10 protein-coding genes and 1 pseudogene are annotated in these 8,650 nt (G+C 73.1%); 10 read left to right on the top strand and 1 reads right to left on the bottom strand.

The features are described from left to right. The 9 genes from CCS38_RS35040 to CCS38_RS35000 all read left to right on the top strand — a co-directional run. Positions 1–936: type II secretion system F family protein (locus CCS38_RS35040; protein WP_372457209.1), on the top strand; the 936-nt coding region annotated here is incomplete at its 5' end. Positions 937–946: 10 nt separating this feature from the next. Continuing rightward, the gene (locus CCS38_RS35035; RefSeq protein WP_223737654.1) at positions 947–1,816 is read left to right on the top strand and encodes a DUF5936 domain-containing protein; all 870 of its coding nucleotides are present in this window, start codon (positions 947–949) and stop codon (positions 1,814–1,816) included. 65 nt (positions 1,817–1,881) lie between these two features. Beyond that, complete coding sequence (locus tag CCS38_RS35030) at positions 1,882–3,213, top strand: sensor histidine kinase (RefSeq protein WP_372457211.1); 1,332 nt, start codon at positions 1,882–1,884, stop codon at positions 3,211–3,213. A 95-nt stretch (positions 3,214–3,308) separates the two neighbouring features. Then, on the top strand, positions 3,309–4,433 hold the full coding sequence (locus tag CCS38_RS35025) for a response regulator (RefSeq protein ID WP_372457210.1): 1,125 nt from the start codon (positions 3,309–3,311) through the stop codon (positions 4,431–4,433). A gap of 242 nt (positions 4,434–4,675) precedes the next feature. Further along, a complete protein-coding gene (locus CCS38_RS35020) occupies positions 4,676–4,915 on the top strand; it encodes a Flp family type IVb pilin (RefSeq protein WP_223737656.1) in 240 nt (79 codons plus the stop codon). Then, positions 4,912–5,646 (top strand): pilus assembly protein TadG-related protein, encoded by a 735-nt coding sequence (locus tag CCS38_RS35015; RefSeq protein WP_308050911.1) that lies wholly within the window; start codon positions 4,912–4,914, stop codon positions 5,644–5,646. The genes CCS38_RS35020 and CCS38_RS35015 overlap by 4 nt, the downstream gene beginning before the upstream one ends. Before the next feature lie 46 nt (positions 5,647–5,692). Beyond that, entirely contained in the window at positions 5,693–6,298 is a 606-nt protein-coding gene (locus CCS38_RS35010) for a hypothetical protein (RefSeq protein ID WP_223737652.1), read from the top strand. A gap of 4 nt (positions 6,299–6,302) precedes the next feature. Continuing rightward, the gene (locus tag CCS38_RS35005; RefSeq protein WP_223737651.1) at positions 6,303–6,926 is read left to right on the top strand and encodes an OmpA family protein; all 624 of its coding nucleotides are present in this window, start codon (positions 6,303–6,305) and stop codon (positions 6,924–6,926) included. 254 nt (positions 6,927–7,180) lie between these two features. Then, positions 7,181–7,912: an Imm52 family immunity protein gene (locus tag CCS38_RS35000; RefSeq protein WP_223737650.1), complete on the top strand. Its 732-nt coding sequence runs from the start codon at positions 7,181–7,183 to the stop codon at positions 7,910–7,912. Between the two features lie 13 nt (positions 7,913–7,925). Here the strand turns inward: CCS38_RS35000 and CCS38_RS34995 are convergent, their stop codons facing one another. Then, positions 7,926–8,297, bottom strand: coding sequence for a DUF192 domain-containing protein (locus CCS38_RS34995; protein WP_223737649.1), 372 nt, complete (start codon positions 8,295–8,297; stop codon positions 7,926–7,928). A 124-nt stretch (positions 8,298–8,421) separates the two neighbouring features. Between CCS38_RS34995 and CCS38_RS34990 the strand changes: the two are divergent. Next, positions 8,422–8,650: pseudogene (locus tag CCS38_RS34990) on the top strand (prepilin peptidase); the annotation flags it as partial.

Here is an 8,650-nt window from a genome sequence, read left to right as displayed (position 1 = left end):
GACAACCTCGCGCTCCTGACGATCGGCGCCACGCTGCTGTGCTGCGTGCTGGGCGTGCTCGGCGTGCACGCCGTCGCCTCGGGCCGGGCGCAGCACGCCGAGCTGGTCGACCGGCTCGACCGGACCGGGCAGTTCCGCGCGCCGGGCCACCGCCGCGGCTTCGACGGCCTGGACCGCCGGCTGCGCGGGACGCGGTTCGGCAAGCGGCTGGAGCTCCGGCTCGCGGCCACCGGCCTGGACCTCACGCCCGGCACGTTCTTCGCGGCCATGGTCGCGGCGGTGCTCGGCCTGTGGCTCCTCGCCAGTGTGCTGCTCGCGCCGTTCTTCGGGCCGATCGCCGGCGCCGCGGGCCTGTGGGGCGCGTTCGCGTACCTCAACTGGCAGCGCCAGAAGCGCACCGAGCGGTTCATCAACCAGCTCCCCGAGCTCTCCCGGGTCCTCGCCAACGCCACCCAGGCGGGCCTGGCGCTCCGTACCGCGCTGGCCATGGCCGCCGAGGAGCTGGAGGCCCCGGCCGGCGAGGAGCTGGGCAAGGTCGCCGACCAGCTCGCCGTCGGCCACTCCATCGACGACGCGCTCGGCGCGCTCGCCGAACGGCTGCCCTCGCGCGAGCTGGTCGTCCTGGTCACCACACTGGTACTCGCCAACCGGGCGGGCGGCACGGTGGTCAGCTCGCTGCGCAACCTCACCGAGACCCTGGAGGAGCGCAAGGAGACCCGCCGCGAGGTCCGTACGCAGCTGTCGCAGGTCACCGCCACCGGGTACGTCGTCCCGCTGCTGGGCCTGGGCGCGCTGCTCGTCATGAACGGCATCTGGCCCGGCGCGCTGGACAAGATCACCGGCAGCGTGCTGGGCCAGGGCACGATCCTCGTCTCGCTCGCCCTGTACGCGCTGGGCTTCTTCCTCGTCCGCCGGCTCGGCAAGATCGACGTCTGAGAGGCGCACCATGGGACTCCTCTTCGCCCTCCTCCTCGGCCTCGCCGTCCTCGGCGCGGTGTACGGCTGGCGGCTGTACCGCTCCGAGGCCAAGCTGCCCGGCGACCTCGTCGTGGCACTGGAGGTCGGCTCCTCCCGCACCAGCGCGGCGGGCTCGGCCATCGACCGGCTCGGCATGCGGTACGCGCCGATGGTGCTGCGCATGATGGGCCCCCAGCGCGTCGACCGGCTGCGCAAGCGCATCGACATGGCGGGCAACCCCGGCGGCCTCACCGTCGACCGGTACGCGGCCCGCCGCTTCGTCTACGGCGTCACCGGCGCGCTCGGCGCCCTCGCGATGGCGGCGAACGGCCAGCCGGTACTGGCCCTCCTGATGGTCGCGTTCGGCCTCTTCTGGGTCGAGGTCGCCCTCTGGTCCGCCGTCCGGCAGCGCAAGGAAGCCATCGAGCGCACCCTCCCCGACTTCCTCGACGTGCTCGCCGTCGTGGTCTCCGCGGGCCTCGGCTTCCGCCAGGCCCTGGACCGTACCGCCGAGAAGTACGAGGGCCCCTGGTCCGACGAACTGCGCATCACGCTCCGCCAGATGGACATGGGCGTCAGCCGCCGCCAGGCGTTCGAGGAGCTGCGCCGGCGCAACGACTCCGAGCAGGTCGCGATGTTCGTCACCGCGCTCCAGCAGGGCGAGGAGCTGGGCGCGCCGATCGTCGACACGCTCATCGCGATCGCCAACGACATGCGGCGCACCGACGCCCAGAACGCCCGCCGCAAGGCGGCCAGGGCCGTCCCCAAGGCCACCACCACGATCACGATGGTCATGGTCCCGGCCACGATCCTGCTGATCGGCGCGGGGATGTTCCTGGGATCGGGGCTGCTGGGGTGAGGCGCGGCGCGGCGGACCGGCGGGACCGGCGGGGCGGTGTGTTCCGGCGGCGCGCCGCCGCGCCCATCACCGCGGGCGGCCCGCTGCCGCCGCACGGCCCCGAGGACCCGGCCGCGCCCAACGCCGAGCCCACGCTCCGCCTCCAGCTCAGCGCCCTCCAGGCGCTGTGCCGGCAGGTCTTCGGATTCCGGCTGGCGATGATCGCCCTCGCCACCCCGTTCGCCATCTACGGCACCAAGCGCGGCTGGCCCACCATCCTGGTCTGCTCCGCCGTGCTGTTCACCTTCATGGCGTCCTACATGCTCTTCCGCGACTGGGAGCGCTTCGGGCCGCTGCTGCTGCGCCACCACTGGCTGCTCGCCCTGGACGCCGCCTTCGGCGCCCTCCTCCTCTTCACGGCCTCGCCCGCCAGCCCGCTGAGCTACGTCACGATGTGCACGCCGCTGCTGGCGGGCCTGGCCTACGGCTGGCGCGGCGCGGGCGTCTTCGCCTCGCTGACCGTCTGCGTCGTCCTGCTGGCGTACGTCGGCGACGCGGACCTCGACATCACGCTCGCCGGCTCCACCCTGCTGCCCGGCGTCTGCGTCCTGGCCGGCGCGGTCGGCGTCACCCTGCGCAATCTGATGCTGCGGTTCGGCGCGGCCAGCCAGGCGCTCAGCGAGACCCGCTCCCGGCTCGCCGTCAACGAGGCCGTCGAGTCCGAACGCGCCCGGCTCGCCCGCGAGATGCACGACTCGGTCGCCAAGACGCTGCACGGCCTGGCGCTGGCCGCCGACGGCCTGGCCTCCTCCGCCGACCGCACCGACCCCACGACGGTCAAGCGCCGGGCCGAGCTGGTCGCCCGGGCCGCCCGCCGGGCCGCGGCCGAGTCCCGCGAACTCCTCTCCGACCTGCGGCGCGAGACCGGCCTGGACGGCGGCGTCGACGTCTTCGGCGAACTGCGCGCGCGGGTCGCCGACTTCGCCCGCCGTACCGGCTTCACGGCCTGCTACCGCCCGCTGGGTGACGATCCCGCACCCCCGCTCCCGCAGGCCATCGCCCGCCAGCTGCTCACCATCGTCACCGAGGCCATGGACAACGCCCGCCGGCACGCGGCACCCAGCCGGCTGGACGTCACGGCGGGCGTGGTCGAGAGCAGCCTGCGCATCAGCGTGTACGACGACGGCCGCGGCCTGCCGCCCGGTACCACCCTGGACGGCCTGCGCAGGGCCGGGCACTTCGGCCTGGTCGGCATGGTGGAGCGGGCGGCCGGCATCGGCGCCCGCATCCGCATCGGCCGCGGCCGCGCGACCAAGGGGACGGAGGTCCGGGTGGAACTCCCCCTGGCGGCCGTCCTGCCCAAGGCGCCGTTCGCGCCGCTTCCCGTACCGCCGTCCCGTCCATCCGCCAGGCCGTGAGAGGAGGCCGCACCATGCCGGGATTCCGTGATCCGGGCGGCGCGCCCGCCACCGACCCGTTCCCCTTCGACGACATGTTCCCCTTCGACGACGAGATGTTCGTCCTGGACGACGATCCGTTCGCCTTCGGGGACGGGCCGTCGGCCGCGGCGGACCCGTCGCCCTTCGGGGAGGCCCCGGCGGCCTTCACGGACGGCCCGCAGCCCGAGCCGTGCGCGCCCCTGCGGGTCCTCGTCGCGGACGACAACCCCGTCGTCCGCGCGGGGCTCACCGTCCTCCTCTCCGGGCGCCCGGACCTCCGGGTCGTCGCGGAGGCCGCCGACGGCCGCCAGGCGTACGAAGCGGCGCGGCAGCACCGCCCCGACGTCGTCCTGCTCGACGTCCGGATGCCCGGCGTCGACGGCATCTCGGCGCTGCCCCACCTCGCCCGCCTCGCGCCCGTCATGATGCTCACGTACAGCCGGGAGAGCGAGCTCGTACGGGAGTCGCTGCGGCTGGGCGCGGGCGGCTATCTCGTGCACGGCGAGTTCACCGCGGACGAACTGGCCGACGCGGTACGGGACATCACGGCGGGCCGCGCCCGCTTCACCGCCACGGCCTGCAACGCCCTGCTCGCCCACGTCCGTTCGGAGCCGCCCGCCCCGGGCGTCCCCCCACAGCCCCTCCCGGACGGCCTGGGCGCGGCGTACGGGGCGGAGCCGGCGGGCGGCGCGCCGTACGGAACCGGCCAAGGAGCCGGGGCTTCACCTTCCGGCCACCGTACGGGCGGACCGGACGAACGCGCTGCTGCTGCAAATGGCAATTCCAGTCAGAATGGCCCGGCCGCTGCTGCTAGTTCGCAGTATTGCGGGGTGTACTCGGTCTCGAATTCATCGCGTCCGGTGCAAACTACTTCGCAACCGCAAGTCGATATGGCACAGTCTGCGACTGGGCCGCACCGAGCGGCCGCTGCCGTCCCCGCACAGCGGGACGGTGCCCGGTGGGCGCAGCAGGGAAACGGCACGGACCGGTTCGGGCTGAGCCATCGCGAGGCGGAGGTGATGGAACTGATCGCGGCAGGCATGACCAACGCGCAGATCGCCGCCACCTGCTTCATCAGCGAGAAGACCGTCAAGAACCACATCAACCGGATCTTCACCAAGCTGCACGCCACCAGCCGGAGCCAGGCCATCGCGGTCTGGCTCGGTACCGCCCGAAGGGGAACGCAGAGCCATGGCTGAAGGGGGGACGGGCCGCCCGGCCCGACGGGGGCCCGGCGCGGTCCGCACCGGAATTTGGGCCCGTGGGGAGGTTTGGGCCCGGGTTTGGGCCCGGGGACCCATGCCCGGCGTGGGTGCTCGGGCGTACGTTTCCGGAGTCGCCGGCGGTACCGGCCGGGGGGAAGCAGGTGCCACGTACGGCGTGGAAACCTGCGCGCCGGCCCTCACCCGGCCGGCCGGACCCGGAGGGGAACACCACCATCATGAACCAGCGGATGCTCAAGGCCACGACCGCCACTCAGGTGTACGTCGGTACCTGGCGGGACGCCTGCATCGAGCGGATGTACGGGCGGGAGCGCTCCAAGGGGCAGACCGCGGTGGAGTACATCGGCATGATCGTGGTGGTTGTGGCGATCATGGCGGCGATCGCGGGCTTCACGGACATCGGCGACACGATCAAGAACAAGATCAAGGCCGCGATCAACAGCGTCAAGACCGGCTGAACCTTCCCGCGCCGCGGATCTCGCGCGCGGCGCTGCGGACGTGCCGCGATTCAGGGCAGGCCCTCCCCATCTACATCACGGTGGTGGCGGGCCTGCTCTTTCTCGCGTTCGCGTACTTCGCGGTCGGACAGGCTGCGGCCGCCCGCAACGGCGCCCAGTCCGCGGCCGATGCGGCGGCGCTGGCGGCCGCGCAGGACGCCCGCGAACAGCTGCGCGAGGCCCTGATCGGCTCCCTCCACGAGCCCGCCGACTGGCCCGTACTCCTTGAAGGACAGCGCTACGACGCGGTCCGGGCCTGCCTCGCGGCCGGTAGCTTCGCGCAGCACAACGACGCCGCGGTGGCGGGGGACGGCTGCCGGCAACTGATGGACCAGCGGCAGGGCTTCACCGTCCAGGTGCGCACCACCGGCGGTATGGGCGCCTCGGTCATCCCGGGCACCGAGAACGAGCAGGCGGAGGCACGGGCCACCGCGGTCATCGAGCCGAAGTGTGCCCTGCCAGCGGACGAGGAGCCGGGCGGGGGCGGTACCGGCGACGAGCAACCGGAACCGGAGCCCGGTGCGGACGAGCCGGAGCCCGGTGCGGGCGACAAGGACAAGGACCGCGAATCCGAGCACCTGAACCTGATGTGCGACGGCCAGGAGTGGTCCATCGATCCCGAGGAACCGGATCCCGCGCACCCGGACTTCCCGCGCGCGGCCGATCTGTTCTCCGTAAAGCTTGCCGACTGAAGCCCTCTCACGGCTGACGGCGCGAAGACGAGTAGAGGACGAGTTCATGAGTATGTGGCAGATCACCCCGGCGCGACGGACGGTGGCCGCCGCTTCCCTCGCGGCGGCGCTCGCCTTAACGCTGTCCGCGTGCGGTGAGGACCAGCCGAAGACGGAGACGCAGATACCGTCGTCCAGCCAGCGGCACACCGGTGACCAGGGCAGCGGCGGCGAGCGGGCCAAGCAGCCCGAGCAGCCGGCCGAGGACACGGTGATCGCCACGCTGCACGGACCGCAGGGCATCACGCTGGACGTGACGTCGGCGACGCGCGACTCCAGCGGCTTCGTCACCGTCAACGGCAACCTGAAGAACTCCTCGGACGAGGACTTCACCGACACCGCCCAGTGGACCGGTCCCGAGCTGGCCATGAAGCGGGCCGCCGGCGACTCCCTCGGCGGCGCCACCCTCGTGGACAAGGCCGAGAAGAAGCGGTACTACACGCTGCGGGACACGGAGAACCGCCCGCTGGCCACCACGGGGCTCGGCATCGTCGCTGCCAACTCCGCGCAGAAGGTCTTCATGCAGTTCCCCGCGCCGCCCAAGAGCACGACCGACGTGGACCTGCAGATCCCGACCTTCCAGGCCGTCTCCCTCACGCTCACGGACGCGTGATCCGATGAGGACCCCTCACCGCTACCGCGTGCGCGGGCCCGTACTGCTGCTGTCCTCGGCGCTGGCGGCGGGCCTGACACTGACCGGCGGGCCGGCCGCGCTCGCCGACGAGGACGTACCGGCCGCGCCCTCCGTCTTCCGCGGCAAGGTCGACGTGAACGACCCCGACCTCAAGCTCCCCGAGGGCAAGACCCTCGCCGCGCCCAAGGTGCTGGACATCAAGACGGTCGTGGGCGACGAGCGCGGCACGGAGCAGCGCGAGGACTCCAACTCCGACGTGAAGTTCCAGCTCCAGGCCGAGGTGCTGTTCGGCAAGGACAGCGCGGAGCTCTCGGACGTGGCGAACGACCGCATCGCGCAGATCGCCGACGAGATCGAGGAGCAGCAGGCCACGAACGTGACGGTGGCCGGCTTCACCGACGACCTCGGCTCGTCCGAGCACGGCCTGAAGCTGTCCAAGCAGCGCGCGGACGCCGTCCAGCGGCAGCTGAACGAGGACCTCGACGGCAGCGGCATCACCTTCGAGATCCGCGGTTACGGCGAGGACGCGCCCGTCGCCAGCAACGACACCGAGGAAGGCCGCAAGAAGAACCGCCGCGTGGAGGTGTCCTTCCCGCGGGCCGAGTGAGCGGCGGGCCGAGTGACCGGCCCGGCGGCCGTGACGGGCGCCTCGATGTGAAGAGACACCACATATCCCCGTGAAGGTGGTGAAGAAGGCCCAGGCCGGACTCGACGCGGCCCGGGGGCGGATGACAGCGTGCATCCGGACCGGGCGGGCGCCGGCCTGATGGCTGCCGTACGCGCCGGCCGGCGTACCCGCGGCAACAGCCCGCGGGTGCGGCGACGAAAGGCAATATACGGAACACCTGAGTGGGAGCTGACGTGACACTGGATCTGACGGTCGGCGGTGTCTGGGGCCCGCGGCAGGAGAGCCCGGACCAGCTCGCCGAGCGCTGGCTGCGACTCCTGCGGCGGCTGGCGAGGATCGCGCCGGAGGACTTCGCGGGCTGGCGGGCCGAGGCGGTCGGACAGGCGGAGCAGCTGCCCGAGAATGTCGACGCGGCGTGGTTCGCCTCGTACCTCTCGCGCGTCAACCCCCAGGACGACGCCGCCACGATCGGGTACTCCGCCGTGCTGGTCGCGGCCCGGCCCGGCCGGCCGATCATCACCCTGAGCGTCGGGGCCGGCGGCACCCCGGCGTTCGCGCCGCAGACCGCCGTCATCACCGTCCGCTCCGCCGACCTGAACGATTCCGCACCGCTGGTCACCCGGCTCCCCGAGGTCCTCACCGCGATCGCGGAGGAGTGGGACGCGGACTGGGGCGACATCGCCGACGACGACCTCCTCGGCGCGCTGGAGAAGGAGTACGAGCTCGACAACTCCACGCCGCGCTGCGGCCGGGCCGTGTACCTCTCCAGCCGCCGCCGGGCGGTGGTCCCGGAGGACGTACCGGGGCGCCGGGCGTACACCGAGCACGGCGGCCTGGTCATCGACCTCGGCCGGCCGGACGGCACGGCACCGGACGCCGACCACGTGCTCGCGGTCAACGGCCTGCTCCGCAAGTCCGGCGCGCTGGAGGAACTGCCGTACCCGATGGACCGCGCGAAGTGGTGACCGCGGTGACCGCCTAAGAGGTCTCGATCGTCAGGCGGGTGCCCGGCCGGAGCCCCCAGTCGGCCATCGCGCCCGCCTCGGCCTCCAGGATGTGGCGGGCGCGCAGCCGGGGACGGCCGAGCCGGTTCGGGGGCATGGTGCGGACGGCGCGGACGGTCAGGTGCCGGTCCAGGTATGCGACATCGATCGCGAAGCGCATCCGGAAGGTGTGGATGCTGCTCGCGGGCGTCAGCAGGACGGCCCCCTCGATGCCGTCCCGGCCCAGCAGCCCGCGGGTTCTGGCGCGGTAGGACGCCGCGATCTCCACGGGGACATCGCTGTCCGCGCCCCGTTCCCCGTCCACGACCCGCAGCCGCCCCCGGCCGTCCTGCCACCTGCTGCCCATGGTGTCCCCTCCCGTACGCCGGGCCGGGATGTTACCGCCGCCGCGGCCCGTACGAGGGCCGCGTGGCCGGTGGTTGGGCCTCAGGGCCCATGACCGGAGCGGTGATCGCCCGTACCGTCGAGGGGTGCATCCGCTCCTGATCGCCCTCGCCGCCGTGTACGGGGCCGCTGCCGGGCTGCTCGTGCCGCGCGCCGCCTACCGCCTGGCCGTCGAGCCCGAGGAGGGCCGGCGCACGGCGTGTCCGCAGGGCCACCCGATCACCGGCGTGGCACGCGGCTGGCTGGGCCGCGCGCGCTGTCCGGGCAGGGAGCCCGCCGCACTCGCCGCGGTCCCCGCCTCCGCGCCCCCCGCGC

The sequence above is a fragment of the Streptomyces purpurogeneiscleroticus genome, assembly GCF_020024005.1.
GTDB lineage: Bacteria > Actinomycetota > Actinomycetes > Streptomycetales > Streptomycetaceae > Streptomyces > Streptomyces purpurogeneiscleroticus.
The sequence above is the reverse complement of the archived record's forward strand: the minus strand, read 5'-3'. Positions and strand labels throughout refer to the sequence as shown.